The 25,862-nt window shown below is 41.3% G+C and carries 31 protein-coding genes; 14 read left to right on the forward strand and 17 right to left on the reverse strand.

Features of this window, described 5'->3' with window-relative positions:
• Window positions 1-130: 130 nt before the first annotated feature.
• The 3 genes from NO991_RS19760 to NO991_RS19770 all read right to left on the reverse strand — a co-directional run bounded on the left by NO991_RS19760 (window position 131) and on the right by NO991_RS19770 (window position 1,528).
• Window positions 131-556, reverse strand: coding sequence for a secondary thiamine-phosphate synthase enzyme YjbQ (locus NO991_RS19760; protein WP_054554139.1), 426 nt, complete (start codon window positions 554-556; stop codon window positions 131-133).
• Window positions 553-1,020: a chemotaxis protein CheX gene (locus tag NO991_RS19765; protein ID WP_054554140.1), complete on the reverse strand. Its 468-nt coding sequence runs from the start codon at window positions 1,018-1,020 to the stop codon at window positions 553-555. Before NO991_RS19765 ends, NO991_RS19760 begins: the two co-directional genes overlap by 4 nt.
• A gap of 73 nt (window positions 1,021-1,093) precedes the next feature.
• Window positions 1,094-1,528 carry a transcriptional repressor gene (locus NO991_RS19770; protein WP_054554141.1) on the reverse strand — a complete coding sequence of 145 codons (435 nt, stop codon included), beginning with the start codon at window positions 1,526-1,528 and terminating at the stop codon, window positions 1,094-1,096.
• A gap of 94 nt (window positions 1,529-1,622) precedes the next feature.
• Between NO991_RS19770 and NO991_RS19775 the strand changes: the two genes are divergently transcribed.
• The 9 genes from NO991_RS19775 to NO991_RS19815 all read left to right on the forward strand — a co-directional run bounded on the left by NO991_RS19775 (window position 1,623) and on the right by NO991_RS19815 (window position 7,885).
• Window positions 1,623-2,243 (forward strand): MarC family protein, encoded by a 621-nt coding sequence (locus NO991_RS19775; RefSeq protein ID WP_138601917.1) that lies wholly within the window; start codon window positions 1,623-1,625, stop codon window positions 2,241-2,243.
• Window positions 2,244-2,340: 97 nt separating this feature from the next.
• Complete coding sequence (locus NO991_RS19780) at window positions 2,341-2,820, forward strand: hypothetical protein (RefSeq protein ID WP_138601919.1); 480 nt, start codon at window positions 2,341-2,343, stop codon at window positions 2,818-2,820.
• A 235-nt stretch (window positions 2,821-3,055) separates the two neighbouring features.
• Window positions 3,056-4,033 (forward strand): tRNA dihydrouridine(20/20a) synthase DusA, encoded by a 978-nt coding sequence (dusA, locus tag NO991_RS19785; RefSeq protein ID WP_082422939.1) that lies wholly within the window; start codon window positions 3,056-3,058, stop codon window positions 4,031-4,033.
• 249 nt (window positions 4,034-4,282) lie between these two features.
• Window positions 4,283-4,957 carry a PspA/IM30 family protein gene (locus NO991_RS19790; protein WP_300582279.1) on the forward strand — a complete coding sequence of 225 codons (675 nt, stop codon included), beginning with the start codon at window positions 4,283-4,285 and terminating at the stop codon, window positions 4,955-4,957.
• A 10-nt stretch (window positions 4,958-4,967) separates the two neighbouring features.
• Window positions 4,968-5,174, forward strand: a complete 207-nt coding sequence (locus NO991_RS19795) for a PspC domain-containing protein (protein ID WP_300420090.1) — start codon at window positions 4,968-4,970, stop codon at window positions 5,172-5,174.
• A gap of 9 nt (window positions 5,175-5,183) precedes the next feature.
• Window positions 5,184-5,510, forward strand: a complete 327-nt coding sequence (locus tag NO991_RS19800) for a hypothetical protein (RefSeq protein WP_300420074.1) — start codon at window positions 5,184-5,186, stop codon at window positions 5,508-5,510.
• Between the two features lie 80 nt (window positions 5,511-5,590).
• On the forward strand, window positions 5,591-6,097 hold the full coding sequence (locus tag NO991_RS19805) for a copper chaperone PCu(A)C (protein ID WP_138601921.1): 507 nt from the start codon (window positions 5,591-5,593) through the stop codon (window positions 6,095-6,097).
• Window positions 6,098-6,105: 8 nt separating this feature from the next.
• Window positions 6,106-7,092, forward strand: coding sequence for a DUF2333 family protein (locus NO991_RS19810; protein ID WP_054554148.1), 987 nt, complete (start codon window positions 6,106-6,108; stop codon window positions 7,090-7,092).
• A 4-nt stretch (window positions 7,093-7,096) separates the two neighbouring features.
• Window positions 7,097-7,885 carry a TIGR04219 family outer membrane beta-barrel protein gene (locus NO991_RS19815; protein ID WP_054554149.1) on the forward strand — a complete coding sequence of 263 codons (789 nt, stop codon included), beginning with the start codon at window positions 7,097-7,099 and terminating at the stop codon, window positions 7,883-7,885.
• A 33-nt stretch (window positions 7,886-7,918) separates the two neighbouring features.
• Here NO991_RS19815 and NO991_RS19820 read toward each other — a convergent pair whose 3' ends face one another.
• Both NO991_RS19820 and NO991_RS19825 read right to left on the reverse strand, forming a co-directional pair.
• Window positions 7,919-8,806: a TIGR03899 family protein gene (locus NO991_RS19820; RefSeq protein ID WP_138601923.1), complete on the reverse strand. Its 888-nt coding sequence runs from the start codon at window positions 8,804-8,806 to the stop codon at window positions 7,919-7,921.
• Window positions 8,775-9,353: an SRPBCC family protein gene (locus tag NO991_RS19825; RefSeq protein ID WP_138601925.1), complete on the reverse strand. Its 579-nt coding sequence runs from the start codon at window positions 9,351-9,353 to the stop codon at window positions 8,775-8,777. The genes NO991_RS19820 and NO991_RS19825 overlap by 32 nt, the downstream gene beginning before the upstream one ends.
• Before the next feature lie 177 nt (window positions 9,354-9,530).
• Here NO991_RS19825 and NO991_RS19830 point away from each other — a divergent pair, with 177 nt between their 5' ends.
• Window positions 9,531-11,726 (forward strand): EAL domain-containing protein, encoded by a 2,196-nt coding sequence (locus NO991_RS19830; RefSeq protein WP_300419857.1) that lies wholly within the window; start codon window positions 9,531-9,533, stop codon window positions 11,724-11,726.
• A 121-nt stretch (window positions 11,727-11,847) separates the two neighbouring features.
• Window positions 11,848-14,025 (forward strand): YgiQ family radical SAM protein, encoded by a 2,178-nt coding sequence (locus tag NO991_RS19835; RefSeq protein ID WP_054554153.1) that lies wholly within the window; start codon window positions 11,848-11,850, stop codon window positions 14,023-14,025.
• A gap of 77 nt (window positions 14,026-14,102) precedes the next feature.
• On the opposite strand, the gene mgtE is transcribed toward NO991_RS19835, so the two are convergent.
• The 12 genes from mgtE to NO991_RS19895 form a co-directional block, all read right to left on the reverse strand.
• On the reverse strand, window positions 14,103-15,461 hold the full coding sequence (gene mgtE / locus NO991_RS19840) for a magnesium transporter (RefSeq protein WP_054561109.1): 1,359 nt from the start codon (window positions 15,459-15,461) through the stop codon (window positions 14,103-14,105).
• A 211-nt stretch (window positions 15,462-15,672) separates the two neighbouring features.
• Entirely contained in the window at window positions 15,673-15,945 is a 273-nt protein-coding gene (locus NO991_RS19845) for an HPr family phosphocarrier protein (protein ID WP_054554155.1), read from the reverse strand.
• Window positions 15,946-15,958: 13 nt separating this feature from the next.
• Window positions 15,959-16,804 carry an RNase adapter RapZ gene (gene rapZ, locus NO991_RS19850; protein ID WP_138601999.1) on the reverse strand — a complete coding sequence of 282 codons (846 nt, stop codon included), beginning with the start codon at window positions 16,802-16,804 and terminating at the stop codon, window positions 15,959-15,961.
• Window positions 16,805-17,257 (reverse strand): PTS IIA-like nitrogen regulatory protein PtsN, encoded by a 453-nt coding sequence (gene ptsN / locus NO991_RS19855; RefSeq protein ID WP_054554157.1) that lies wholly within the window; start codon window positions 17,255-17,257, stop codon window positions 16,805-16,807.
• 3 nt (window positions 17,258-17,260) lie between these two features.
• Complete coding sequence (gene hpf, locus NO991_RS19860) at window positions 17,261-17,548, reverse strand: ribosome hibernation promoting factor (RefSeq protein ID WP_054554158.1); 288 nt, start codon at window positions 17,546-17,548, stop codon at window positions 17,261-17,263.
• A gap of 26 nt (window positions 17,549-17,574) precedes the next feature.
• Window positions 17,575-19,071, reverse strand: coding sequence for an RNA polymerase factor sigma-54 (locus NO991_RS19865; RefSeq protein ID WP_054554159.1), 1,497 nt, complete (start codon window positions 19,069-19,071; stop codon window positions 17,575-17,577).
• Between the two features lie 106 nt (window positions 19,072-19,177).
• The gene (gene lptB / locus NO991_RS19870; RefSeq protein ID WP_054554160.1) at window positions 19,178-19,903 is read right to left on the reverse strand and encodes an LPS export ABC transporter ATP-binding protein; all 726 of its coding nucleotides are present in this window, start codon (window positions 19,901-19,903) and stop codon (window positions 19,178-19,180) included.
• A complete protein-coding gene (gene lptA, locus NO991_RS19875; RefSeq protein ID WP_054554161.1) occupies window positions 19,900-20,421 on the reverse strand; it encodes a lipopolysaccharide transport periplasmic protein LptA in 522 nt (173 codons plus the stop codon). The genes lptB and lptA overlap by 4 nt, the downstream gene beginning before the upstream one ends.
• On the reverse strand, window positions 20,411-20,965 hold the full coding sequence (gene lptC, locus NO991_RS19880) for an LPS export ABC transporter periplasmic protein LptC (protein ID WP_054554162.1): 555 nt from the start codon (window positions 20,963-20,965) through the stop codon (window positions 20,411-20,413). Before lptC ends, lptA begins: the two co-directional genes overlap by 11 nt.
• Window positions 20,962-21,513 (reverse strand): 3-deoxy-manno-octulosonate-8-phosphatase KdsC, encoded by a 552-nt coding sequence (gene kdsC, locus NO991_RS19885; RefSeq protein WP_138602001.1) that lies wholly within the window; start codon window positions 21,511-21,513, stop codon window positions 20,962-20,964. Before kdsC ends, lptC begins: the two co-directional genes overlap by 4 nt.
• A gap of 3 nt (window positions 21,514-21,516) precedes the next feature.
• Window positions 21,517-22,488: a KpsF/GutQ family sugar-phosphate isomerase gene (locus NO991_RS19890; protein ID WP_166339585.1), complete on the reverse strand. Its 972-nt coding sequence runs from the start codon at window positions 22,486-22,488 to the stop codon at window positions 21,517-21,519.
• A 3-nt stretch (window positions 22,489-22,491) separates the two neighbouring features.
• Entirely contained in the window at window positions 22,492-23,460 is a 969-nt protein-coding gene (locus tag NO991_RS19895; RefSeq protein WP_166339583.1) for a calcium/sodium antiporter, read from the reverse strand.
• A 248-nt stretch (window positions 23,461-23,708) separates the two neighbouring features.
• Here NO991_RS19895 and NO991_RS19900 point away from each other — a divergent pair, with 248 nt between their 5' ends.
• Genes NO991_RS19900 through mlaD form a run of 3 tightly spaced genes read left to right on the forward strand, consistent with a single transcriptional unit; the run spans window position 23,709 to window position 25,861 of the window.
• Entirely contained in the window at window positions 23,709-24,527 is an 819-nt protein-coding gene (locus tag NO991_RS19900; RefSeq protein ID WP_082389312.1) for an ATP-binding cassette domain-containing protein, read from the forward strand.
• On the forward strand, window positions 24,520-25,299 hold the full coding sequence (gene mlaE, locus NO991_RS19905) for a lipid asymmetry maintenance ABC transporter permease subunit MlaE (protein ID WP_054554167.1): 780 nt from the start codon (window positions 24,520-24,522) through the stop codon (window positions 25,297-25,299). Before NO991_RS19900 ends, mlaE begins: the two co-directional genes overlap by 8 nt.
• Before the next feature lie 13 nt (window positions 25,300-25,312).
• Window positions 25,313-25,861, forward strand: a complete 549-nt coding sequence (gene mlaD / locus NO991_RS19910; RefSeq protein WP_054554168.1) for an outer membrane lipid asymmetry maintenance protein MlaD — start codon at window positions 25,313-25,315, stop codon at window positions 25,859-25,861.
• The last annotated feature ends 1 nt before the right edge of the window (window position 25,862 follow it).

Consider the following 25,862-nt stretch of genomic DNA (forward strand, 5'->3'; position numbering starts at 1 on the left):
CACCCTAGGGTATAAAAGTCCCATGCAGTACGAACAAGTTAATTAAACCCCGTGTCTACTTTATCGGGGTCAGATCAATTTGCTTACAGCTTACAGCTTACAGCTTACAGCTTACAGCTTACAGCTAGTTTTAGATCTGACCTTGAATCGTCGCGACAATGCGTCTTACACCGCCATGATCTCGGTGTTCACCTAAATAGATGCCTTGCCAAGTACCTAGCATTAAACGGCCTTGGTTAATTGGAATGGTGAGTTCAGCACCTAATGTACTGCTTTTTATGTGGGCTGGCATGTCGTCATCACCTTCATAATCATGGCGGTAATAACTTTGTCGTTCAGGCACAAAATGATTGAAGTGACTTTCCATATCCATTCTAACTGTAGGATCTGCATTTTCGTTAATAGTTAAGCTTGCAGAAGTGTGTTGAATGAATAGGTGTAATAAGCCGACTTTGTATTGTGTTATCTCCGGAAGTTGCCGAAGAAGCTCGTCATCAATGATGTGAAAGCCTCGTGAGCGAGGCTTCAATTGAATGGTTTTTTGCTGCCAGCTCATAGTTTATCAAAGCTAACTTCAATATTGGCGTTACCATCAGCTGACGTGAATGGAATTAATACCTTGGCGCCTTCACATTTATGAGCAATTGTATGTCCCTTACCAGACACTACAACTGGCGTTGCCATATCAAACTCATAGCCTTTTTCGCCAAGTAGATTTTTTGCGCCACCTGTTACCATGTTAGTAATTTCACCTACCATGTCGGTTACTTCTTCATTTACCGTATCAGGGCGTTCACCTAGCATTCTTTCCATAATGGTCAGAGCTAGATTTTCATCAAAGGTGATTGAAAGTGAACCTTTAGTTTGTGGGCCAACCATACCAATCAAACCTGATACATCGCCACGGGCTAGTTCGTCTTTCTTTAAACTAGGTTTACCCGGCTTTAATTCTGTTTGAGCCATAGTGCTCAATACATTTAATAATGATGATAAAAAAGGGTTGATGAACTCCACATTCATTATTTATTTTCCCTTAGGTTTCGAAATGCCGTTAATCATACTTTAAGTGTAGTGGTTGTTTCAAACACCGCACTTATTCTTTGCATTTTTCGCATTTACCATGCGCTTCGATTGTTTGTCCAGAGACAATAAATCCACTTTCTGCAGCTAAGTTATTAAGTTCATGAGAAATTACTGTTGAATGTAATTCTTTTACATAACCACAGCTATCACAAATTAATAATTGTACAGGGTGAATGTGATCAAAATGATGGCACAGCATAAATGAGTTGGTGCTTTCAATTTTATGAATAAAGCCAAGTTCCGATAAGAAATCGAGCGCTCGATAAATAGTGGCTGGTTTTGCGCCTGATTCAGTTAATTTAAGTTGTTCTAATAGGTCATAAGCACCCACACCACCTTGCGCACTAGCTAATAGGCGGAATACTTTTTCACGGATGGGTGTGAAACGAGCACCACGATTATCGCATACTTGTTTTGCTTTACTGACGAGTGATTCTATATTCATCTTCTCTTATCCTTACGCTACCGTGATATACTAACATACTGTATTGTAGTTGCAGTGTTTTTATTCGCTAACACGTTTTTAGGGAGTTTGATTAATGAGTGAATTGCTAGCGGCATTCATTTTCTTTTTTGCGGTAATCGATCCAATAGGCACAGTTCCCGTTTTTATTGCTGTTACGCGCTGGGATGATGCTAAGTTCAAACGTAAAGTTGCTTTAAAGGCGGTTGGCGTTTCGGCGCTGGTTTTATTATTTTTTGTTGTTGCAGGTGAGCTACTCTTAAACGCGATTAACATTCCTCTTTCGGCGTTTCAGATTGCCGGAGGAATTGTACTATTACTTTTTGCACTGTCGATGATATTTGGTGAAAGTAAACCTGAAACCGAGATAAAAAGCGTTCGTGATAGCACTGAAACCGCTATTTTTCCTTTGGCGATTCCTTCTATTGCCAGTCCGGGTGCCATGCTTGGTGCAGTACTAATGACCCGAAATACCGAATACACTTGGTATGAACAGCTTATAACTTCCTCAATCATGCTTTTGGTATTAGTAATTGTGTTGGTTTTACTACTACTTGCTACGCATGTTCATAAGTTAATAGGCGATAGTGGCGCAAGTATCATTAGCCGGGTGATGGGTTTAATTCTATCGTCAGTGGCGGTGACTAATATCTTAGGTGGTATTGCTCACTATTTTGGTTTAAGTGTCGTCGCGTAGTTTAATTTAAAGTGCATTTTCAGTGATTTAAATTTTGAATAATTGCCTTCTTTTATCTAACTTTAAAGAAGGCAATATAAATTTTAAGGAACAAAGAATGCTAATCAAAAACGTTGTTTTATCTGTCTTTCTGATTTTTAGTTTAGGTGCTTGCATGGAGCCGACCTATGATAGTGGTAAGCTAAAAGTCATCGAAGTAACAGACCATGATTTTAAAATTAATGGTGAAAGCGCCGTAACTGTAATTGTTGGTCATGCCAATGTGGCAGAATATAGCTTCTCACTTCGTAAAAGTGATTTAAAGAAAGGCACGCTCCTGCAGTCTGTGTCTGACAGTAATCCAAATGTCCGTGCTGATGGTACCTTCTTTAGCGAGTATTATGTGCAATCAAAAGATCACGACACGCGAGCATCAATTGAAATTGTAGAAATAGACCCCGTTGAGAAAATCGCACGAATTGCTGTTGGTGCTAAGCTAGTTAACCTGAAAAATGAGGATTACAAAGAGCTCGAAATTACTGTTTTAGAGCTTACGGGCCAAAATCTTGAACATCTTCTAAATGAAGTGAAGATGTAACCTTTCCATTTTTGCTTATTCTTCAAAGAAGTGAGATTGCAGTACACTTCTTCGTCTCTTTTCATCATCTGATCTTCGATTAAGCCATGCCGGGAGTTAGCTTCGGTGGTATAATGGCTGCAATTTTTCATTTCGGTGCATGCCTAAAGGTATGTGTCATCGCTATATTAAGCGTTAATCGTATTAGGTAATTTAAGTTGCAAGTAAATGCATTGATCTTTAAAGGGGCCATGTTATGAGCACAACGACATTAAACCGCCGTTTTTCCGTGGCACCCATGTTAGATTGGACAGATCGTCACTGTCGAACCTTTCACCGTAAAATGACTAAGCATGCTGTGCTTTACACTGAGATGGTGACAACCGGCGCTATATTATTTGGTAAGGGCGATTACTTACATTTTAATGAGCATGAAGGCCCAGTGGCATTGCAACTTGGTGGCTCAGATCCTGAAGCGTTGGCTAAGTGTGCAAAGTTAGCAGCAGAGCGCGGTTATCATGAAGTAAATTTAAATGTTGGCTGTCCGTCTGACCGTGTGCAAAATGGTCGTTTTGGTGCTTGTTTAATGGCTGAGCCTAAACTGGTTGCTGACTGCGTTGCTGCAATGAAGGCCGAAGTGACTATTCCTGTTACAGTTAAAACGCGCATTGGTATTGATGAGCAAGACTCGTATGAGTTTTTATGTGCTTTAATTGAAGCGAGTCATGATGTTGGCTGTGATGACTTTATTATTCATGCACGTAAAGCTTGGCTAAATGGCTTAAGCCCAAAAGAGAATCGTGAGATCCCACCTCTGGATTACCCGCGGGTTTACCAGTTGAAGAAAGATTATCCGCAACTTCACTTAAGCTTAAATGGTGGCGTGAAAACAATTGCTGATAGCGTAGCTCACCTTGAGTATGTTGATGGCATTATGATTGGTCGTGAGGCGTATAGTAATCCGTTTATTTTGTCTGAGGTCGACGAAAATATTTATGGTGATGAAGCCTTTACGCTAAGTCGTCATCAGGTTGTACGCTCGATGTATGACTATATTGAAGATGAAATGAGCAAAGGCGCTAACTTTTGGCATATTGCTCGCCATATGTTGGGGATTTTCCAAGGCCAACCTGGTGCGCGTGGTTTCAGACGCCACCTTTCAGAAAAAGGCCATGGTAAAGCGGCCGATTTATCTGTTATGGATAAAGCTTTAAGTTTTGTCCCAGAAGCCTAATCACAAAGCCTATTAAAAATAGCCTATTTAAAAGCCACATTTTGTGGCTTTTTTTGATCCTAAAATTTAGTGGAAAAGTTAATTTTTTAGTCAAATTAGTTATTTTTCATTCAGTCACTTGTCAGCCTAAATCTAAATTTAATAGACTCAACTCATTGTATCTAAATAACAAATTTAATTTATTCGTTAGTTGGCACAAGAATTGGAATCTCCTAGCTGTATTAACCCAATAATCAACAGGAGAGTCACATGGGTGTATTAAATCGCGTAAATGACATTATTCAGGCAAACCTTTCTGCAGCATTAGACAAAGCTGAAGATCCTGAAAAGTTACTTAATCTACTCGTGCAAGAAATGCAGGATGCACTGACTGAATGCCGTGCAACTGCTGCGACATTTTTAACGCAAGAAAAGCAAATGAAGCGTGAAATTGCAGCGAAACAAGCGAAAGTAGCTGATTGGCAAGCGAAAGCAGAAAAAGCGTTGAGTAAAGATCGTGATGATCTTGCCAAAGCAGCATTAGTTGAAAAGCAGCGTTTAACGACAGAAATCGAAGCGCAACAAGCTGAAATGGATAAAGTGGCAGAGTCACTCACTAAATTGACAGAAGATTGTCAGCGTTTACAAAACAAGCTTGCAGATGCAAAAGCCAAACAGCTGACTTACATGCAAAAAGAACGCGTTGTTACAGCACGCTTAAAAGTAAAAGAGCAGCTGCATAGCAGTAAAGTTGAAGATGCATTAGCGCGTTTTGACTACTTAGAGCAGCGCGTTGAAAACATTGAGTCGCAAGTTGAAGCGTATGAACTGACACAAAGTGATGCTGCAAATTCAACAGCAGCACAAATCGCTGCCCTTGAGAAAGATGAAGCAATCGATAAAGAGCTTGCTGACTTAAAAGCAACGATGAAGCAGTCGGCTTAGGAGGTTAATGATGAATACTTATCATACATCAACACGTTGGTACCGTGATCTGAATAATAAAAAGATCTCGGGTGTATGTAGCGGACTCGCTGCGCGCTTGGGCTTCCCTGTATGGTCAACACGTTTGGTCATGATCATATTGCTTATTCAAATGCCACTGTTAATTGGCGTGGGTTATTTAGTGGCTCATTGCACTTTACCAGTGAAAGGTTACTAGGAGTAGAGCATGAAAACGTTAGCTATCATCGTCTTGGCAATGCTTTTACTGTGTACTGATGCAGTTTCATTTGTATCGTTTGACTCATGGCAATTACCTTTATCAATTGCTGATATGAGTTGGGCTGGGCTTGAGGTCATCGGTGCAATCGTGGCAGTCATTGCCGTCGTTGCAGGTGTGGCATTATTTACTATTGGCCTACTTGGCGCAGGTGTTGTTGCTCTGATTGGTGTTGTACTTGCGTTTTTGTTTGGCTCAGTAATGATTGCATGGCCACTTTTACTTATCGCGGCATTATGCTGGTTGATTGCCGATAACAAAAAATCGCCAGCTTAAGGTACGAATAAACTGCCTTAATACATAAAATATGCTAAATTTAGCGGGTAAGTTAATGTCTTAACAAGGATTAAAACATAATGAAACTGTGGCCCGCATTCTCTTTTCTTACCGCAAGCTTATTCTTTAGTACTTTTTCATCTGCCCATAGTGGTCATGACCACAGCGATGTTGCCGAAGTTACTGTAAGTAACGCGCAGGTACGTGAATTTTTACCAGCCAGTAAAGCAAGTGTTGCTTATTTGACCATTACTAACCCAAGTGAACACGCAGCAGTGTTAACTAAAGCAGAGCTTGATGGTTTAGGTCGTGTTGAAATTCATCAACATACTCATGTTGATGGCATGATGAAAATGGAACAGGTTTTATCATTAAAAATTGATGGTCACAGCAGTGTTGAATTTAAACCAGGTGGTTATCACTTAATGGTGTTTGAACCTGAAGAGCAGCTAAAAGCAGGGCAAGAGCGCAAACTCACGCTATATTTTAATGACGGCAATCGAGTTTTTACTCAAGCTAAAGTTGTGTCTTTACAAGAAATGTCTGAACAGGCATCACAAAAAAGTAAAGGGCACTCACATCACTAGGAGATATTATGTCTGAGCATAAAGGAAAAATAGCCAGTGCATTACTTATTATATTAATTATTTTTTACGCGATTGCTGTTTACTGGAGTAGTGAACCAGCTCGTATGGATGTTGTAAGTAAGGCTAAACAAGAAGCGCAGATGCGTGGTGAAAAGTTTGTAACAGGCTATACAACAACCACAACGTTGATCAATGTAGCAAGTACATTATTAAATAAGCCTGGCGGCTATTTATCTAACGATATGATGCCACCGAGCGTAATGATGGATAACATGCCTGCGTGGGAATATGGCGCGCTTGAAATGACCCGCGATTTAGTCTTGTCGATGCGTAAAGATTTCAGCCGTTCGCAGTCTCAATCAACTGAACACGAAGCGTTAAAAAAAGCACAACCGCAATTTAATATTAGCTCGGTAGCATGGGCATGGCCAAGTGCTGAAACTGAGTATCAAAAGGGCATTGATTTACTCGTTGTGTACCGCACTCAAATTGCCGATCAGAACGATCGTGATAGTCAATTTTATGCGCGTGCAGATAACTTACGTGGCTGGCTAAAAGAAGCAGAAAAACGTCTTGGCAGCTTGAGCCAGCGTTTAAGTGCAAGTGTTGGTCAAGATCGTTTGAATACAGATTTAGCAGGTGATACCGCGGCTCATCAAGCAACTTATGCTCCTTTACAGAACCAAGTGAAAACATCTTGGTGGCAAATTGATGATGTGTTTTATGAATCGCGTGGTGCAACGTGGGCATTACTACACTTTTTGCAAGCGGTTGAATATGATTTTGCCGATGTCTTAGAAAAGAAAAACGCTCGTGTTAGTCTGCAACAAATTATTCGTGAATTAGAGGCTACGCAAGAAACAGTGTGGAGCCCAATGATCTTAAATGGCAGTGGCTTTGGCTTTGTAGCTAACCACTCACTGGTCATGGCGAATTATATTTCTCGAGCCAATGCGGCTCTAATTGAACTTAGCGAACTTTTAGCGCAAGGATAAAATGATGAAAAAGTACTGTTTAGCAGCTGCCCTTTCAATGGCCTGTTTAGCTCCAACAGCACAAGCTGATACATTATTAGGTTTATACCTAGGTGTTGATGGTTGGCAATCAGATAACAGTGGTAGTTTTGCTCAAGATGGAAATCTACAAAGCTTTAAATTTGATGATGAAACGTTCACGAGCTACTACGCAGCACTTGAGCACCCAGTGCCGTTAATACCAAACATTAAACTAAAATACACTGAACTTGAGTTAAATGGTTTTGGTGACATACCAAATGGTGATTCATTTACATTCGGTGATAGTGATTTTGTTACGGGGTCAAGGGTAAATACTGTTAGTGATTTCTCTCACGTTGATTATATTCTTTATTACGAAATCTTTGATAATGATTTGGTTTCAATTGATTTAGGTATAAATGCTAAACAATTTGACGGAGAAATTACAGTAACGGGTACTGCGCAAGAAAGTAACCCAAGTACAACTAAGCCAAACACGACTGAGCGTGTTGATTTTTCTGGTTTCGTACCTTTAGTGTATGGCCGTGCTGAAGTTGGTTTACCATTAACGGGTTTAAGCGTTTTCTTTGAAGGTAGCCTACTGGCTATCGACGATAGTAAAGTCCAAGATTACCAAGCGGGTATTGCATACGCTTTACTTGATAACTTAGCAATCGATATGGATATTAAAGCGGGTTACCGCTCAATGACGTTAGAGCTTGATGATATTGATGATATCTACACAGATTTAGATGCATCGGGCCCGTTTGCAGGTATTCAAGTTCATTTCTAATCGAATTTTTCGATTTATTTTTAGCTGGCGGCTTTACTTTAAAGCTTGCCAGCTAACTTCAAATTCATCTTCTAATGATGTTGCCAGTATTTGCTTATAAGCTTTGTTTATTGGTGATGCGATTAGCTTTCTTAACTCGTCACCAGTCTGGGTAAATTTATAGTAACTGAGTACTAAGTCATTACTTTTTGCTTTTAAAACCAAGCGTTGATTCATAAAGCTCAGTATTAGTTCTTGACCAGCTTTTAAAACCGCCGATTCGATTTCTTTTCGATACAGTAAGTTAATATCCATTAGGGTCAGAATGTCAGGAAAGCTAACAGGGGTTTTCCCTAAGTTAAATGACACCTTATTACCTTTTCTAAGTAAATCAAACAGCGAGGGTTTCTTGTAAAAGCCGAGTAAAATTAAGTGGCTGTTGTCTTTTTCGTTGAATCCACACAATGATGTACAGCGCTGAAGAGCATCTGCTTCACGTTGAGTCATGTGTTTAAGGGTTTGTAGGCTTTTAATCGAAAAGGTGCCTGGCGATACTGTTTCACCTGCTAAAATTTTTGCCCACAGCTTTTGCATTGAGGAATTAGCTGTGTCTTCACATAAACTTATAAATCGCTCTATCCAATCAAAATCGGGCTGTTGTTGACCCGTGACATCCGGGCAAAACGCCATAGCCATCGCCATGATGGTTTCAATGTTTTCTTGGCGTTTAATAAATTGAATTTCTTGGCGAGTGTGGGCGCGCTCCAATAAGCTTGCTTGCGCTTTAATCTGATAGGCTAATTGCTGCTGACCTTGTGCCGAGTAGCTATCATCGCTCGCATGGTTAATCTTAGCCGATGATGCCTTATGAATCGGGTAGCCAAGTTGATTTTCTATAATATTAGCAAGATTAACTCTCGCTTGAGCCGCTTTCACTGTCATTGGGAGCAATAGCCTTGTTTGTTGTTGCTAACTGCGCATGGGTTTTGATGTTATTGAGCGCCAGTTTCACTGTGTTGTTGAGAATATACTGGCTTAATAATGCAAGGTAGCCACCAATGATAGGAGTATTTACTTCACCTTGTAACGAGCACTCAATATTTATTTCATTACCAGCACCTGTAAATTGGATCGTTCCTTGGGCTATATGCTCTTTATTAAATAAAATATTAAAAGTAAGTTGTTCATTATTCTGTTGTGTTATTGTCATTTCGCCATCGCCGAAACGGCTTTGCCAAAATTGGTGTGCCCCAACGCCTTGGCTTGGCTCTAAAACCGTAAACTTGATGCTGGGATCTACGCTTTTCCATGGTTGCCATTTATGCCATTGATTAAAGTCACCGACTAGTTTCGCTATTTCTGAGCTGCTAGCAGTGACCTGTATTGATTTATGAACCGTATAGCGTTGAGAAAGCAATAGCCCAACGACAAGCATAACTAGCGCACTGAGAAATAGGGCTTTTAGAGTTAAAACAAAAAATTTTATCATTTTACCTCGGGCAATAGTTTTATATCTTTCATAACATTATACGTAACCTAGGCTATAATTTATCTGATATGACTATATATGTTCTGATAAATGTATCATAGTTAAGTGACTGAGAGAATTTTATGCATCACTGTAAAATGTTGGTATTTTTACTAGGGTTGCTCTAAGGAATTATTAATGGCATCAGAAAGTAACGACTTTTTGTTTAGTGACCAAGATGAGGAGCAGCTTGTTGAAGAGGCTGTCTCTGAGTTTTGGGACGTATTAATAGTCGACGACGATCCTGAGATACATTCAGTGACTAAGTTAGCGCTTTCTGGCGTTGAGTTCTGGGATAAAGGCTTACGATTCCACCACGCCTATTCAGGTTCAGAAGCGCTTGAATTACTTAAAAGTAACCATTCCATTTCGGTAATTTTACTTGATGTGGTTATGGAATCAGATGATGCTGGCCTGCAAGTTGTAAAGCAGGTACGAGAGTGCCTCAATAATCACAATGTGCGGATTATTTTACGTACCGGTCAACCAGGCTATGCACCTGAAGAAAAAGTGATCCGTGAATACGATATTAACGACTACAAAACAAAAACAGAACTTACTCGTAGTAAACTTATCACAGCCCTAGTAACAGCAATTCGCTCTTATGAACAAGTTTGTCAGCTCGAATTTCAAAGCCGTGCTTTAAATAATATTTTGTATGCATCTAAGGCAATTCTTGGTTTTACTGATATTAAAGCGTTTTCGATGGCGGTTATTAAACAGCTTTCAATTATTTTAGATTGCGAACCACAAGGGCTATTGTGCGGCTCAATTGAAGATGACAATCAGGTTTATGTGCTAGGTGGCTGCGCTGAATACAATGAGTTTATAGGTCAAGGCATTGAACAACTTGATGACGGCCGTATTATCATGCAAGTCAATAACTGCCTAGCCCAAGGTGAACATCAGCATACAGATGTAGACAGTACGTATTTATTAAAAAGCAAAAACCGCCAAGCAGCTATTTACCTTGAAACTGAGCACACGCCAAGTCCTTCACAACTGCAATTTGCAGAGATATTCTTAACGAACGTCAGTGTAGGTCTTGATAATGTTCGATTATTCAACCGTTTACGTGATGCAGCTTATAAAGATGTATTAACTGGTTTATCGAATCGTAACGATTTCATGAATAAGGTGGAGCGCTACTACCAGCCGGGCAAAAATGACTTTGTCTTTTTATTAATTGATGTTTCGCAATTCTCTGATATCAACAATGGCTTAGGGCAAGAAATCGGTAATTTATTACTAAATGCAATTGTTGATAGGCTACAACAAGAATACCCTAATGCAGAGCTTATCTCGCGCATTGGTGCAGATGTTTTCGGTTTGTTGTTGGCTGCTGATAAATGCGATATTGAGTTACTTCGTGAGCATTTAAGTTTACCATTTAATGCTGGCGAGCATATTTTGCCAATCAACTTTAACATTGGCTTATGTTATCAAGGTGACTTTCAGCAAGCAGGGATCGAGACTTTAAAACTAGGTTACATTGCTTTAAACCAAGCTAAAAAACAATCTGCTGAAACGGTGGTGACTTATACCCCAGACATGGAAGAGAAAATGGCTTGGCGTTTAGGGATCATTAGACAGCTTCGTCAAGACTTCGAACAACGTAAATTAGAGGTTTGGTTTCAGCCGCAACTTGATTTAAATACTCTAGAAATCATAGGTTGTGAAGCGCTACTGCGTTGGCCATCAGGTAATGGTCAGTATATTTCACCAGCGATTTTCGTTCCGATGGCTGAAGATGCCGGTTTAATTGTTGATATAGGGCAATGGGTGTTAGAACAAGCATGTATGCAGCAAAAGCGCCTTGAAGCAATGGGCTTTGCAATCAGTATTGCCGTAAATGTTTCAGTACCGCAGTTTAAAGTTAAAGGCTATGCTCAGCAAGTAAAAGACACGCTTATTAAATACGATGTAAAACCGCAGTTTATTGAACTCGAAGTGACCGAAAGTGTGGTTATGGATGAGCTAGCTAATGTGATCACCACATTAAAAGAACTTAAAGAGTTTGGTATTGAGATTGCAATTGATGACTTTGGTACTGGCTTCTCGTCGTTAAGCTATTTGCAAAAACTACCATTAGACAGACTAAAAATTGATCGCGACTTTATCAAAGATTTACCTGGTCAAGATTGTCAGGCGATTGCTGCGTTAATTATTTCTCTTGGCGCAAGGTTAGGCTTAAAAACCATTGCAGAAGGGGTTGAAACACAAGCGCAAGCAGATTATTTAGCTCAGCTTGGCTGTGATGAAGTGCAAGGCTTCATGTACGCTAAGCCTATGCCAGAAAAAGAGTTAATTACTTACCTGCAAGCTAAGCAATAGCCAGTTCCAGTCAGTGCATACAAATTAAACAGCGCCCTCCCATGTGAAGGGCGTTTTGTTTTCTATAATAATCTATAAGACTGAGGTATAATTCGCCCCTTTTGTTAGCAGAGTACACTTTATGAGCGCATTAAAAGCCGAGCGAGGCCTGTTTTCTTACCCTAAATATTGGGCTGAATGCTATGGCACGGCGCCATTTTTACCAACCACTCGTGCAGAAATGGACGCGTTAGGCTGGGATAGCTGTGACGTGATCATTGTAAGTGGTGATGCGTATGTAGATCACCCAAGCTTCGGTATGGCTGTGATTGGGCGTATGCTTGAGTCACAGGGTTTTCGTGTGGGTATTATTGCGCAGCCTGACTGGAACTCAAAAGATGCCTTTATGGCGTTAGGTAAGCCTAACTTATTCTTTGGTGTTACAGCGGGTAATATGGACTCGATGATCAACCGTTATACTGCTGAAAAGCGTATGCGTCATGATGACGCTTATACTCCGGGTAACATAGGCGGTAAACGTCCTGACCGTGCGGTAGTTGTATACAGCCAACGCTGTCGCGAAGCTTATAAAGATGTGCCACTGATCATTGGTGGTATTGAGGCGAGTTTACGCCGTATTGCTCATTATGATTATTGGCAAGAAAAAGTACGCCGTAGTGTATTGTTTGATGCTAAAGCTGACATTTTAATTTACGGTAACGCTGAGCGCCCACTTGTTGAAGTTGCCCACCGTATTGCTGCGGGTGAGTCGGTTGAGACAATTCAAGATATTCGTGGTACTGCGGTTATTCGTAAAGAACCATTACCGGGTTGGCGTGGTAGTGACTCAACTGCAATAGATAAAATCGGTAAGATTGATCCAATTCCAAACCCGTATGGCGCAGATGATGTGGGTTGTAGTAAATCTGAATTTAAAAAAGCAGGTATTGATTTAAGTGCCGAGGCGGCTAAGCCAATCACGATTCAGCCTGCTCGTCCTAAGCCATGGGAAAAGACCTACGTTAAGCTACCAGCATATGAGCAAGTAAGTGTGAATAAACCGCTTTATGCTCACGCCTCGCGTATTTTGCACCAAGAAACAAACCCAGGTTGTGCGCGTGCGTTATTTCAACGCCATGGCGACCGCTCTATTTGGGTAAATCCGCCTGCATTTCCGCTTGAAACTGAAGAAATGGATGGCGTATTTGGTTTGCCATATCAGCGTATTCCGCACCCAAGCTACGGCGATGAAAAAATCCCAGCTTATGAAATGATTAAAACCTCGGTGAACATCATGCGAGGCTGCTTTGGTGGTTGTTCTTTCTGTTCAATAACAGAACATGAAGGACGTATTATTCAAAGCCGTTCTGAGCAATCAATTATTGATGAAATTGAGCAAATTCGTGACAGAGTACCGGGCTTCACTGGGGTTATTTCTGACTTAGGCGGACCGACCGCGAATATGTATAAGTTGCGCTGTAAGAGCAAAAAGGCAGAGAGCACGTGTCGTCGTTTATCATGTGTTTATCCTGATATCTGTAAGCACATGGACACGGATCACACCCCAACGATTGAGCTTTATAAAAAAGCTCGAGATGTAAAAGGTGTGAAGAAAATCTTGATCGCGTCTGGCGTACGTTATGACTTAGCCGTAGAAGACCCTCGCTACGTAAAAGAGTTGGTTACCCATCACGTAGGCGGGTACTTAAAAATTGCCCCTGAGCACACTGAAGATGGTCCATTATCTAAGATGATGAAGCCGGGCATGGGAGCTTACGATAAGTTTAAAGAGCTATTTGATAAATACTCAAAAGAAGCGGGTAAAAAGCAGTATTTGATCCCGTATTTTATTTCTGCTCACCCAGGAACGAAAGACGAAGACATGGTGAATATGGCGCTATGGTTAAAGGCTCATGACTTTAAGCTTGATCAAGTACAAAACTTTTATCCATCGCCGATGGCCAATGCAACCACAATTTATCACACTGAGATGAACTCGCTGCGCAATATTAAGAACAATACTGAGCAAGTGCCTGTTCCAAAAGGCGCACGCCAGCGTCGCTTACACAAAGCGATTTTACGATACCACGATCCTGCTGGTTGGCCGATGATCCGTGAAGCACTAAGAAAAATGGGCAAAGCAAATTTAATTGGTAAAGGGCCGAATTGTTTGGTTCCTGAAGAAGGTCGAAACGAGAAAACTGCTAAAGGTAAGGGCGGTAAAGGCCGTGCAGCACTGACTCGTCATACCGGTTTTAGCCAGTTTAAAAAGGCCAATACCAAACCTAGAGTAGGTAAAAATAAGCAGCGTGCAAAGTAAAAGATATAAATACGGCCCTTAAAGGGCCGTTTTTATTTATACCAATTCGCTTAATTAAGTATTATTGTGAATTGGTATCAGATCAATAGCCAGGTTGCGGTGCCTAAAAAGGCAAAGATACCGACAATATCCGTCACTGTTGTCAGTACCACACTGCCGGCGAGGGCAGGGTCAATTTTCATTTTCTTAAGAATTAATGGAATGCTTGCACCTGCAATACCAGCGGCAACAAGATTCATAAACATTGCAAAGGCCAGCACTGCGCCGAGTTTAAAGTCCCACTGCCATAGGGCAACCACACCAGCAATTAATATCGACCAAATAATGCCATTCAGTGCGCCAATTGCTAACTCCTTAAGTAATAAGAAGCGTTGGTTGGTTTGGTTGATATGACCAACCGCTATACCACGAATAACCAGAGTTAGGGTTTGGCTACCCGCAACACCCCCCATTGAAGGGACGATACCATTGAGTACCGCTAAAATAGGCAAGATTGCTAAGGTGTTTTCGAAAAAGCTTGCCACAATGGCTGCTAACAATGCGGTTAATAAGTTAACCCCAAGCCAAATAGAGCGACGCTGCGAACTTTTTAGCACTGGCGCAAAGGTATCTTCTTCGTCGTCAAGACCAGCGAGGCTTAGCATGCTGTGCTCTGCATCTTCACGGATTACGTCAACGATATCATCGATGGTAATACGACCAAGCAAGTGAGCGTTATCATCCACAACAGGGGCTGAAATCCAGTTGTGACGCTCGAACAGTTGCGCTACATCACTTTCATCCATAGAGATTAGGATTGACTCACAGTCTTCATCCATTAAATCACGAACAATTTTATCTGAAGGACTGGTCAGCAATGTAGTTAATGAAAGCGCGCCTAAAAAGCAGTTATGCTTATCAACTACATATAAGTCATCGGTACCCTCTGGTAGCTCACCTCGTAAGCGTAAATAGCGTAAAACTACATCTAGGGTAACATCTGGACGAATGGTTACCGTATCGCTGTTCATCAGGGCACCGGCTGAGCGCTCTTGATAAGAAAGCGCTTGAGTTGCCCTTTCTCTATCTTGCGAGTCCATTGCGCTAACAACGTCTTGATATACGGTATCAGGAAGACTACGTAAAACCTCACCTAAGTCATCGTCGTCCATATCTTCTGTAGCAGCAGCAATGTGCTCAGGCTCCATCTGGGCAATAATGCCAAGACGTACATCTTCAGAGAGTTCCTCTAGAACATCACCACGGACATCTGGGTCAACCAGCTGCCAAAGCATACGACGAATTTTATGGGGAGAAGACTCAAGTAAAAGGGCTGTATCACAAGGTGCCGTTTTGGCTAACATGCCGCGCACTTGAACAAATTGACCACTATTGAGTGACTTGGTCACTTGTTTGAGTTGTTGTAGTGGGTAATCTTGTTCAAAGGCTTCTGGCATTGGCGTCCTTACAACTGAAAAAAGTTTAAATAGGCTATGCAAATACAGCATAGTTGCTTTGTAGTGTATTTGCAGAGATATCGTCGCACTGCGATAAATTTATTAAGAGTTTTGTAATTTAGAAAAGCGAGCGATATAAAAGTAGGATATTTAAAGGGAATTTTAAATATCCGAAGTAAGTTTACCGTAAACCTTGAAGTCTTAGCAAATGCTATTCTTGCTCGTGAAAGCGTTGCGCAATTAATTCGCCGATTGCCGTTAATGCAGCGTCAGCGTCAGGACCTTCGCATACAACACGAACCTCTTTTCCTTGACTACTTTCAAGGAGCATTAACGCTAACACGCTGTCGCCTTCAGCTTCTTTCTCATCTTGAAAAAGTGTAATTTTGGCATCAAATTGCAGTGCTAGTTGCGCTAAAACAGTCGCAGCGCGAGCATGTAAGCCAAGTTTGTTTTGAATTAAAAAGGTATCTTCAGCGTGCATTGTTGGTGCCTAGTTAGATATCTTGTTCGCGGTGGCGAATTTTTACATTAGCATGAGTTTTAGAAAAGCTTTCACCAATTGTTTGCGCTAAGTAAACAGAACGGTGTTGGCCTCCTGTACAACCAATTGCAATGGTTAGGTAACTGCGGTTGTTGCGCTCTAGATGTGGCAACCAAGTCTGTACAAAGGTTTGAATCTGCCAAGTGAACTTTTGCACTATGCTGTGGCTAGCTAAATAATCCCTGACAGGCTGATCGAGGCCGGTTAGTGGCTTTAAATCAGGCTCCCAGTGTGGGTTCGGTAAAAAGCGTGCATCAAAAACGTAGTCAGCTTCTTTTGGAATGCCATGCTTAAAACCAAACGACATAAACGTAATAATCAGTTTTTTATCTTTCTTACCTAAAATCTTTTCACGAATTGATTCTGCTAACTGATGAACACTCAAATCAGTGGTATCAATCATAAAGTCAGCGCGGGTGATCAGCACATCAAGCAGGATTTTTTCTTGTTTAATGGCAAGATCAAGCGGTAAAGAATCAATCGATAATGGATGCAAACGGCGAGTTTCAGAAAAACGCTTGATTAGGGTTTGATCATCACTATCTAGGTAGAATAGTGTTGGGTTAGCAAAACCTGGCAGGTACTCAAGAATATCATTAAACTCTTGCTGCTCTTTCGGTAAGTTACGTACGTCGATACTGACGGCAATTTTGTCATAATTATCAGAAACACTTCGCACGAGCGAAGGCAGTAGGTTGACAGGAATATTATCAACACAGTAGTAGCCTAAGTCTTCAAGAACTCGTAAAGCGACCGATTTGCCCGAGCCTGAGCGACCGCTGATAATTATTAATTCCATTTATGCCTCTGATGCAATTACTTGAAATAGTTGCTGATCGCTTGTAGCACTTCGCAACTGTTTACAAAAATCTTTATCTTTAAGTCTATCAGCAATTGTTGACAAGGTCTTCAAGTGCAACTGGCAATCGCCATCTGGTACGATGAGTGCCACAAAAATATCAACGGGACGATTGTCTATCGCATCAAAATTGATGGGAGATTCACTGACAATAATAAATGCATGAGGTTCATCAGCACCACTCATTCGACCGTGGGGAATAGCTATTCCTCGGCCGATACCTGTACTACCTAACTTTTCCCTGTTCAGAAAAGCATCTAGGATATCTTGTTGAGATAAATGAGGAAACTGCTGGTGAGCTAACTCGCTAATATACTCAAGAATTCTTTTTTTGCTATTAAAAAGGACCGCAGCTTTGCTGCAGTCCTGATTAGTAAGTGAACTAAGTTTCATAATTTAATGTCGAGCTAATTTCTCTTTATGCTTAATGACTTGGCGATCAAGTTTATCGATCAATGAGTCAATTGCTGCGTACATATCTTGATGTTCTGTAGAAGCGAACAACTCGCCTCCGTTTACATGTAAAGTTGCTTCTGCTTTTTGGCTTAATTTTTCTACATCTAAAATGACATGAACATTATTAATATGATCAAAATGCCTTTCTAGTTTTGCGAACTTAGTGTTTACATAGTCTCTTAATGAATCAGTGACTTCTACGTGGCGACCAGTTAAATTTAGTTGCATAAGCATTTTCCTTCTATGTAAAACGTCTAAATCAGACTTTTACGCTGATTAGACGGAGGTATTGCTAGAGACTCACGATATTTTGCAATTGTACGTCTAGCTACTTTAATTCCTTGCTCAGCCAATATATCTGCAATTTTGCTATCACTCAATGGTTTAACCGAGTTTTCTGCAGCAACTAACTTCTTGATTAAAGCGCGAATTGCTGTAGAAGAGCACTCACCACCATTTTCGGTGCTGACATGGCTTGAGAAGAAATATTTCAACTCAAAAATTCCCCTTGGGGTATGCATATATTTTTGTGTTGTAACCCGAGAAATCGTCGATTCATGCATTTCGACCATTTCAGCGACATCGTTTAGCACCATTGGCTTCATTGCCTCTGGGCCATGTTCAAAGAAAGCTTGCTGTTGTTGCACGATACAGTTGGTCACTTTTAGTAAAGTATCGTTACGGCTTTCTAAGCTCTTAATAAACCACTTTGCTTCTTGTAAGTGAGAACGAATAAATTGGCTGTCGCTACTTGATTTAACAGAGCGAGACATCGCTGCATATTGGCTATTCACTCTAATTTTTGGCATACAATCTGGGTTTAACTCGACTACCCAGCGGCCTTTCACTTTTTTCACTGATACATCGGGTATGACGTACTCAGATTCTTCGCGTACTATGCTATCCGCAGGCTTAGGATTTAAGCTGTGAATGAGCGTCATCACTTCTTTAAGCTCGTTTTCTTTAAGCTTAGTCTTTTTCATTAAAGTGCGATAGTCGCGACTTGCTAATAATTCGATATGCTCAGATAAAACCATTTTAGTTTCAGCTAAATATGGCGTATTGGCATCGAATTGACGAAGTTGTATACACAGGCACTCTTGTAAACTTCGCGCGCCGATACCAACTGGATCGAATAACTGTATTCTTTTTAAGACAGCTTCAACTTCATCGAGTTCGATTTCTTCTTCATCATTATTTTGATTAAAGCTTTCGACAATATCTTCGCAGCTAACCGTTAAAATACCTGAGTCATCGATAGCTTCAACGATGGCAACGGCAATCGCTTCATCGGTAGGACTAAATGGTGTGAGCTGTAGTTGCCACATTAAATATTCTTGCAGTGTTTCTGTTGAAGCACCTTGGTAAATAGACTCGTCTTCAGGCATTGGCCCAGACGATGTTGATGGGGCGGCACTCATGTACTCATCCCACGTAACATCCATAGCTAAGTCATCGCTAACCGTATCCTTACTCAGAGCATCACTGCTTTCTTGCTCGAATTCGCTAGGTGCTTCGTCGGCAGACGCGCTGACTTGTACATCGTCAGACTCCGCTTTTTGCTCATTCTTACCGATGCTTTCTTCGTTGTAATCCGCTTCTTCCACTTCAAGCAGAGGATTACTATCAAGCGCTTCTTGAATTTCTTGCTGGAGATCCAATGTACTGAGCTGCAACAAGCGAATGGCTTGTTGCAGTTGTGGAGTCATTGTAAGTTGCTGGCCCATGCGCAGCTGTAATGATTGCCTCATGTATCCCTAACAATCCTTTTTAAGTTATCGGTAACGGTGAGGACACTGTTATCGATTTATTGTCATTGTATAAGTCTAGCAGATGCTCTAGTCGGTGGCGTAATGGTTACAGCCTGAATTGCTCGCCTAGATAAACATCACGTACAGTTTGGTCAGCTAATACGTGCTCAGGTGTGCCTGATGCAATTAGCTCCCCATGAGAAACAATGTAGGCTTTTTCACAAACATCAAGGGTTTCTCGAACATTATGGTCAGTAATAAGTACACCAATACCACGATTTTTTAGGTGCTCAATAATTTTCTTTATATCTAACACCGAAATAGGATCAACACCAGCAAAAGGCTCATCTAAAAGGATAAATTTAGGATTAGCGGCTAATGCACGTGCAATTTCAACGCGGCGTCGTTCACCACCTGACAGTGCCATACCTTGGCTATCGCGAATATGTTGAATGCTAAATTCATCTAATAAGTTGTTAAGCGTCTCTTCGCGCGTTGTTTTGTTAAGATCTTTGCGGGTCTCTAATATGGCCATCAAGTTTTGGTAAACTGTTAATTTTCGAAAAATAGACGACTCTTGTGGTAGATAACCAATACCTAAGCGCGCACGGCTGTGCATTGGCAAAAGCGTGATATCGTTATCATCGATGCTTATTTTTCCTTTGTCGCTTGGTACGAGGCCTACAATCATATAGAAGGTGGTGGTTTTACCTGCACCATTTGGCCCTAACAAGCCAACAATACTGCCCGCTTCAACTTCAAGACCGACATTTTTAACCACTTGGCGGCCTTTGTAGCTTTTAGCTAAAAGCTCTGCTTTTAATGTGCTCATGGTTGGCCTTTATCGTCTTTTTTATTTTCTACAGGCACTAAAATAGTGTGTACACGATCTGTTGAGTTTTCGTCTTTTTCTGCGCTGATCAGCTGTTGAGCCATATCATAGGTAATGCTTTTTGCCGTTACTTTTTGACCCGCTTGAGTGACTTCAGCTTCGCCATTGAGTGTTAAGAAGCGTTTCGCAACATCATAACGAACTTCTTCGGCGCTGGCGCTCATCACGGTACCATCAGCTTGCTTTTCTTCGAAGTAAGCTGGTTTGCCTGTAGCGATAATTAATTCGACTGTACCTTCGGTGTCACCGCCATGTGCCTCAAGTCGCTCTGCTGTAATGCGACGATCACCATGCACGATCTCTACGTTACCTTCGAATATGCCAACGCCATCTTTTAGTTTACCGACTTGGCGATCTGAGCTAATGCTAATTTGAGCGCCTGTTTGCTCGGCAGCTGCGCCCGAAAAGGCAATCAATAAGCTTGGGATCAGGAGTAATTTCTTCAGTTTATTGGTCATAGTATATGGTTCGTGTATGGTTAGTTAACTCAACAATTTCGGCTTTTAAATCGGCTTTTAAGCCTTTACCGGTAATTTTTAAATTCGGTCCTGTTAGTGTTACAGGTTGCTTTGAAAACATCGTCATTTTATCAATGTCGACATTAATATTTTCTGCTTTTATGTCTTCGATCATACCGTTATGGGTTAAGTTTTTAGCAACTACATCCCCTTCAAAAATCAGCTGATCATTTTCGTATAAAGTAGCTTCTTTGGCTCTTACTTGCCAAACTTGCTGATCGCTATAAATAGTAAAAATAGGTTGTTCAAAAAAGGTAAACCCTAATTGTTGATACAACTCCATTTTTGCAGCTGCCACTTTATGACTAATTTTACCTTGCTCGTCATAAGCTGTTTGCTTTAGAGCAACGGCAGTGTAATCAGGTGTTGCGATGATCTCGTCTTCACTAGTTATTGTATCAGTTGACTGGTTAAAGTACGGGTACCATAACCACACCATGCAACAGACAAAAACAATACTCAGTAAAATACGGGCTATATTCATGCGCTGGTTCCATCGCTAGTTAACGGCTTGCCGTTTTCTAACATCAGTAAATCAGTTAATTCACGCACGGCTCCAAAGCCACCCGGTAATAATGTGGTGTAATGAGCCAGCTTCTTGATAAGCGGGTGTGCATCGTTTACTGCGACAGCAAAGCCAACTTTTTCCATAACTGGTAAGTCTGGACCATCATCACCAATATAGGCAATCTGTTCATCTGTCAGCCCCAGTTTATCCTTTAACTCTTGATAAGCAATCAGCTTATCTTCTTGTCCCTGATAAATGTGCTGAACTGTTAGGCTAGTCATTCGCTGCTGAACTATTTGTGAATGGCGGCCAGTAATCACTGCCACTTCAAAGCCACTATTAATGAGTGCTTTAATACCAAAACCATCTTTAGTATTGAATGCTTTAAGCTCTTCGCCATTATTACCCAAATAAATTCGACCATCAGAAAAAACACCATCAATATCACAGATTAATAGTTTTATTTTTTGAGCACGCTGACTCACATCAGGGCTCAGGGGCTGGTATAGTTCGGCGAATGTCATTGCTTAGAGAACTCCTGCTTTTAATAAGTCTTGCATATTAAGGGCACCAATTGGTGTGTTGCTTTGATCCACCACAATTAAACCATTAATACGTTTATGCTCCATAATATTTAAAGCTTCAGCCGCAAGCATGTCAGGGCGAGCCGTTGTGCATGAACGGGTCATCACTTGGCTAATTGCCGTGCTATGGATATCGATGCGCTGTTCTAAAATACGGCGTAAGTCACCATCAGTGAATAACCCGGCTAACTTTTCATCTGCACCAATCACTGCGGTCATACCAAGGCCCTTGGCTGACATTTCAATCAATGCATCTTTGATGCTTTGGGTTTCGCTAACGATTGGCGTTGCGTCGCCTGCGTGCATCACATCATCTAATGTAAGTAATAAACGTTTACCTAAGCTGCCACCAGGGTGCGAAAGTGCAAAATCGTCGGCAGTGAAACCACGGGTTTCTAGTAGCGCAACCGCCATTGCATCGCCCATAACCAAGGTTGCAGTGGTGCTTGCCGTTGGGGCAAGGCCTAACGGACACGCTTCTTGGCTAACTTTGATGCACACATGAACATCAGACAGTTTTGCCATTGTTGAGTCTGGGTTGCCTGTTAATGAAATCATTTTTGCGCCAATGCGCTTGATAACAGGGATAATACTGAGTACTTCGCTGGTCTCACCTGAATTTGAAATACACATCACCACATCGTCGCGGGTGATCATGCCTAAATCACCGTGGCTAGCTTCGCCAGGATGAACAAAAAATGCCGGAGTGCCAGTACTTGCAAGGGTTGCTGCAATTTTATTACCTACATGGCCAGACTTGCCCATACCAATCACAATAATACGACCTGTACATTGGAACATTAATTGGCAAGCATTATCGAAATCTTGATTTATATATTGCTCAATTTCTTGTAAAGCTTGTGCTTCAATTTCGAGTACGCGCTTACCCTGCGCGATAAAGCTAGGTTGTGTCATTAATTATCCTACTTGGCTGAAAATATAGCCCTGATATGCAATAAATGCGACTAACAAGAAGCCACCTTCTACTCTATTGATACGACGAGCACCTTTAAAGTTCAATGACATGGCAATCAATACAACGGTTGCTGCAATCATGATAAGTGCATCGCGGTTTGCCGCAGAAGGGTCAATAATTGAAGGGTTGATAATACCCGCAAGAGGTAATACGGCGAGTAAATTGAAAATATTTGAGCCAACGATATTACCAAGTGCTAAGTCGTCTTCGTTTTTTAAAACCCCTGCAATACAAGCCGCTAGCTCTGGTAAGCTGGTACCAATAGCAATTATGGTTAAGCCGATAACAAGGTCAGATAGACCAAAATATTTTGCGATATCAACGGCTGATTCAACTAAAAAGTGTGAACTGACTGGTAATAAAATCATGCCGATGATTAACCAAAATATGGCTGATTTAGTGCTGACATCGTTCGGAACGTCTTCACACGCTTCGCTGACGAATGGGTCATCTTGATTTTTAGCACGCAGAGACACAATAACTAAGCCACCAATGAACACCGCAAAGGCAATCATCAAGGCAATGCCTTCAGCGAACGAAAAATAGTTATCTGAGAACACATACCAAGCGGCTACTGAGATTAACAGTACCAGCGGCATTTCGCGTTTAAGTGTCATTGAAGATACTGAAAGGGGGCGCAGTAAAGCTGTGACACCAAGTACAAGTAAGATGTTAGTAATGTTAGAGCCGACCGCATTTCCTACCGCAGTATCTGTTTTATCAGCAAGTGCTGCCGATGCAGATACCATCATTTCAGGGGCTGATGAGCCCATAGCAACAACAGTTAAACCAATGATTAGGGTGGGGATCCCCATATTTTTTGCCAGTGCAGCCGCCCCATAAACAAACCGATCGGCACTCCAAACGAGTGCAGCAAAGCCAATAATTAAAATGACAAAAGAAGTCACCATTGCGATACGCCAACATTACTTATACAGATGACTGCAAATAGTAACAAAAGCGAACCTGAAAGTATAAGTAAAAGAATGGGCTGGCAAGCATAAAGCGTGCTTGGTAAGGAAACTAAATTTCAGGTGTCGTTAAGCTCTTTACAGCTAGCTTTAGAATTTATTGATAGAAAATATTACAAAATTTTACGATTTGTTTTTTCCATCTTGACTAAAAAACCCTTAAAATGGCAAAACTAGTGAAAAACGTTATGGAGAGCGACTTGTCGCAATCAATAGTAGAAATCAAGGATGTAACCTTTTCACGGGGCGATAGAATCATATATAAAAATATGAGTTTTAACATTCCGAAAGGCAAGATTACCGCTATCATGGGACCGAGCGGCATTGGTAAAACCACCATGTTACGCTTAATTGGCGGTCAGCTGAAGCCTGACTCTGGTGACATTTTATTTGAAGGCAAAAGCATTCCTAGCATGACTCGCAAGGAACTTTACGCCGCCCGTACCAAAATGAGCATGCTGTTCCAAAGCGGCGCTTTATTTACCGATATGTCAGTGTTTGACAATATCGCCTTTCCTTTGCGCGAACATACTCAGCTTAGCGAAGATTTAATCCGCCTTGTTGTTTTAATGAAATTACAAGCTGTTGGCCTGCGTGGTGCACAAGATTTAATGCCGTCTGAGCTTTCAGGTGGTATGGCTCGTCGTGCTGCTTTAGCGCGTTCAATTGCCCTTGATCCAGAACTTATCATGTATGATGAGCCTTTTGCTGGTCAAGATCCTATTTCCATGGGTGTGCTTGTTAAACTTATTAAGTCATTGAATGAGGTGTTAGGTTTGTCATCACTGATCGTAACTCATGATGTAACAGAAGTTATGAGTATTGCCGACCACGTGATCATCATTGCTGATCAAGGAGTGATAGGCGAAGGGTCACCTGAGCAAATGCAAAACCATGAATCTGAGCTTGTGCAACAGTTCTTAAATGGTTTATCGGATGGCCCTGTGCCATTCCATTTCCCAGCTCCTGCGTATGATGATGAATTACTAGGAGTGCATAATGCTTGATCTATTCCAGAAGTTAGGTCACAAAACGCTAGGGCGCTTTGCCGCGCTTGGTCGTTCTACTCAAATGCTGTTTGGTGCACTCGTTAATGTGCCAAACTTTAAAAAAGGCACACCTTTACTTGTTCGCCAATTATATATGGTGGGCTCGCAATCTCTTTTGATCATCATGGTGTCAGGCCTATTTATCGGTATGGTGCTCGCTCTGCAAGGTTACACCGTATTAGTAGGCTATGGTGCTGAAGATAGCTTAGGACCCTTAGTGGCATTGAGCTTATTACGTGAGTTAGGCCCTGTAGTAACAGCATTACTGTTTGCTGGTCGCGCGGGTAGTGCGCTTACTGCTGAAATTGGGTTAATGAAAGCGACTGAACAATTATCAAGTTTAGAAATGATGGCGATCGATCCACTTAAACGCATTATTGCACCGCGTTTTTGGGCTGGTTTTATCAGTATGCCATTGCTTGCACTAATATTTTCTGCGGTTGCTATTATTGGCGCTCATTTAGTGGGTGTTGATTGGCTTGGTGTTGACTCAGGAAGCTTCTGGTCAATCATGCAAGCGCAAGTGTCGTTTCAACAAGATATTGTGAACGGCATGATTAAGAGTTTTGTATTCGCCATGATTGTGACTTGGATTGCACTTTACAAAGGCTATGACTGTGTTCCTACATCTGAGGGGATCAGTAAGGCCACAACAGAAACCGTTGTGCACTCGTCATTGGCAGTATTAGGTTTTGACTTTATTTTAACAGCGGTAATGTTTACCAGCTAATTAGGGTATTAAGATGAATTCACGGAAATTAGAAATATTAGTTGGCTTTTTTGTAGCCCTTGGTATCGCTGCATTTGCATTATTAGCATTTAAAGTTGCGAATGCTGGCATTAGTGGGAGTGGTGAAACTTACCAACTTAACGCAAAGTTTGAGAATATTGGTTCTTTAAAAGCAAGAGCGCCTATCAAAGTAGGTGGTGTGGTTGTTGGTCGAGTTGAATCTATTTTTATCCATCCAAAAGAGTTTGTGCCGGTGGTTAATATGGCGATTGATGCTAATTACTTATGTAAGTTTTCAGACACCACATCAATCTCTATTTTAACGTCAGGTATTTTAGGTGAACAGTATTTAGGTATTAACCCTGTTATTGCCCCAGAATCTGCTGAGCAGCGTTGTATGGGCAATGAAGTGACAGTTAATGAACAAGATGCTGGCTTAGATGAGCTGTTTGGTGTTGAAAGTAAGGCTCTTGCCAATGGTGACTACATTACCGACACAAAATCAGCATTAGTTTTAGAAGAATTGATAGGTCAGTTCTTATTCAACCAAGGAAGTGAATAAT

Source organism: Pseudoalteromonas sp. DY56-GL22 (assembly GCF_041414715.1).
GTDB lineage: Bacteria > Pseudomonadota > Gammaproteobacteria > Enterobacterales > Alteromonadaceae > Pseudoalteromonas > Pseudoalteromonas simplex.

Coding starts and splice junctions, on each gene's coding strand:
- NO991_RS19900 (WP_082389312.1), top strand. CDS start 23,709: ATGGAGAGCGACTTGTCGCAATCAATAGTAGAAATCAAGGATGTAACC.
- NO991_RS19835 (WP_054554153.1), top strand. CDS start 11,848: ATGAGCGCATTAAAAGCCGAGCGAGGCCTGTTTTCTTACCCTAAATAT.
- NO991_RS19790 (WP_300582279.1), top strand. CDS start 4,283: ATGGGTGTATTAAATCGCGTAAATGACATTATTCAGGCAAACCTTTCT.
- NO991_RS19780 (WP_138601919.1), top strand. CDS start 2,341: ATGCTAATCAAAAACGTTGTTTTATCTGTCTTTCTGATTTTTAGTTTA.
- lptC (WP_054554162.1), bottom strand. CDS start 20,965: ATGAATATAGCCCGTATTTTACTGAGTATTGTTTTTGTCTGTTGCATG.
- rapZ (WP_138601999.1), bottom strand. CDS start 16,804: ATGGAATTAATAATTATCAGCGGTCGCTCAGGCTCGGGCAAATCGGTC.
- hpf (WP_054554158.1), bottom strand. CDS start 17,548: ATGCAACTAAATTTAACTGGTCGCCACGTAGAAGTCACTGATTCATTA.
- mlaE (WP_054554167.1), top strand. CDS start 24,520: ATGCTTGATCTATTCCAGAAGTTAGGTCACAAAACGCTAGGGCGCTTT.
- NO991_RS19845 (WP_054554155.1), bottom strand. CDS start 15,945: ATGCACGCTGAAGATACCTTTTTAATTCAAAACAAACTTGGCTTACAT.
- lptB (WP_054554160.1), bottom strand. CDS start 19,903: ATGAGCACATTAAAAGCAGAGCTTTTAGCTAAAAGCTACAAAGGCCGC.
- NO991_RS19795 (WP_300420090.1), top strand. CDS start 4,968: ATGAATACTTATCATACATCAACACGTTGGTACCGTGATCTGAATAAT.
- NO991_RS19830 (WP_300419857.1), top strand. CDS start 9,531: ATGGCATCAGAAAGTAACGACTTTTTGTTTAGTGACCAAGATGAGGAG.
- NO991_RS19805 (WP_138601921.1), top strand. CDS start 5,591: ATGAAACTGTGGCCCGCATTCTCTTTTCTTACCGCAAGCTTATTCTTT.
- kdsC (WP_138602001.1), bottom strand. CDS start 21,513: ATGACATTCGCCGAACTATACCAGCCCCTGAGCCCTGATGTGAGTCAG.
- ptsN (WP_054554157.1), bottom strand. CDS start 17,257: ATGAAACTTAGTTCACTTACTAATCAGGACTGCAGCAAAGCTGCGGTC.
- NO991_RS19760 (WP_054554139.1), bottom strand. CDS start 556: ATGAGCTGGCAGCAAAAAACCATTCAATTGAAGCCTCGCTCACGAGGC.
- NO991_RS19865 (WP_054554159.1), bottom strand. CDS start 19,071: ATGAGGCAATCATTACAGCTGCGCATGGGCCAGCAACTTACAATGACT.
- NO991_RS19890 (WP_166339585.1), bottom strand. CDS start 22,488: ATGACACAACCTAGCTTTATCGCGCAGGGTAAGCGCGTACTCGAAATT.
- NO991_RS19800 (WP_300420074.1), top strand. CDS start 5,184: ATGAAAACGTTAGCTATCATCGTCTTGGCAATGCTTTTACTGTGTACT.
- NO991_RS19825 (WP_138601925.1), bottom strand. CDS start 9,353: ATGATAAAATTTTTTGTTTTAACTCTAAAAGCCCTATTTCTCAGTGCG.
- mlaD (WP_054554168.1), top strand. CDS start 25,313: ATGAATTCACGGAAATTAGAAATATTAGTTGGCTTTTTTGTAGCCCTT.
- NO991_RS19770 (WP_054554141.1), bottom strand. CDS start 1,528: ATGAATATAGAATCACTCGTCAGTAAAGCAAAACAAGTATGCGATAAT.
- NO991_RS19820 (WP_138601923.1), bottom strand. CDS start 8,806: ATGACAGTGAAAGCGGCTCAAGCGAGAGTTAATCTTGCTAATATTATA.
- NO991_RS19895 (WP_166339583.1), bottom strand. CDS start 23,460: ATGGTGACTTCTTTTGTCATTTTAATTATTGGCTTTGCTGCACTCGTT.
- lptA (WP_054554161.1), bottom strand. CDS start 20,421: ATGACCAATAAACTGAAGAAATTACTCCTGATCCCAAGCTTATTGATT.
- NO991_RS19815 (WP_054554149.1), top strand. CDS start 7,097: ATGAAAAAGTACTGTTTAGCAGCTGCCCTTTCAATGGCCTGTTTAGCT.
- dusA (WP_082422939.1), top strand. CDS start 3,056: ATGAGCACAACGACATTAAACCGCCGTTTTTCCGTGGCACCCATGTTA.
- NO991_RS19810 (WP_054554148.1), top strand. CDS start 6,106: ATGTCTGAGCATAAAGGAAAAATAGCCAGTGCATTACTTATTATATTA.
- NO991_RS19765 (WP_054554140.1), bottom strand. CDS start 1,020: ATGAATGTGGAGTTCATCAACCCTTTTTTATCATCATTATTAAATGTA.
- NO991_RS19775 (WP_138601917.1), top strand. CDS start 1,623: ATGAGTGAATTGCTAGCGGCATTCATTTTCTTTTTTGCGGTAATCGAT.
- mgtE (WP_054561109.1), bottom strand. CDS start 15,461: ATGCCAGAAGCCTTTGAACAAGATTACCCACTACAACAACTCAAACAA.